This is a genomic window from Frankia sp. AgPm24 (assembly GCF_023243055.1).
GTDB classification, from domain to species: domain Bacteria; phylum Actinomycetota; class Actinomycetes; order Frankiales; family Frankiaceae; genus Frankia; species Frankia umida.
The window spans coordinates 1-1,009 of record NZ_JALKFW010000068.1 but is presented as its reverse complement, the minus strand read 5'-3'; the positions used below and the strand labels follow the sequence as shown (position 1 = coordinate 1,009).

Genomic DNA, 1,009 nt, shown 5'->3' with positions numbered 1-1,009 from the left:
CAGTCCCGGTGTCGGCGGCACCCGTCACGAGGGGACCATCCGCGGCTCGGGTGAGCCCAGGGATCTCGGCCTGTCCGTCCCGGACCCGGATCTCCCACTCGTCCGCCGCCGCAGCCCGCCCGAACAGGCCCGCGAACTCCGCGAGCCCCACGGCATCTCCATCGAGTTCCCGCTCGCCGAGATCAGCCAGCAGGATCCGGCCGGGATTCTCCGCTTGGGCCGAACGCACCAGTCCGGCGACCGCAGCCGCGATCGGGTCATCACCCGCATCCCGAAGCACGAGCGCCAACCGGGCCTCACGACGCACCGACCCGGACGTGAACTCCTGCAACACCTCCAGCACCCGCGCCAGCACCACCCGCACCCGCACCAACTCGTCCAGCTCAGAGTCAGCGGCAAGCGGATCCACATCCAGAACCAGCCACTCCGGGAGATCCTCGCCCAGCGCCGCCAGCCCCACCACATCAACGAACACGGCGCTACTCGGCCGACCCGCATCACCAACGTGACCGGCCGACAGGGGGCTCCAGTCGACGGCGAGCATCATGGCTTGGGCACCGCCTGCGGACGAGGCCAGGTGGGTGGTCGTGGGGGCGAGCCAGTAGCGGTCGCGTTGGAAGGGGTAGGTCGGCAGCGGAACAACTCGACCTGGAGTAGCGGCTCCGGGAATCAACGCGGCCAGAGCAGCCTGCGTGACCGGCCCGCCGACAGTCCAGAGTTCGACGAGTCCAGCGACCACCGCGACCGACTCCGGCTGTTCCCGGCGCGACAACGTGACCGCCGCGACCGGATGGTCACTGGTCCGGGCGAGAGACGTCAGACTCCCATCCGGGCCGATCTCCACCAGGAAACCGCCGCTCGCGGCTTGGGTGAGCGCATGGGTGAGGGCGTCGGCGTAGCGAACCGGTTCACGGACCTGCCGCACCCAGTAGTCCGGCGACATCCACTCCCGCCGCCCGGCCGCCGACGGCTCCCGATAGGCGACACCCGCAGCGACAGCGGCGAACTC

General features: G+C 70.4%; 1 pseudogene. It reads right to left on the bottom strand.

The window, feature by feature from the left end:
- Positions 1-1,009: pseudogene (locus tag MXD61_RS05670) on the bottom strand (hypothetical protein); the annotation flags it as partial.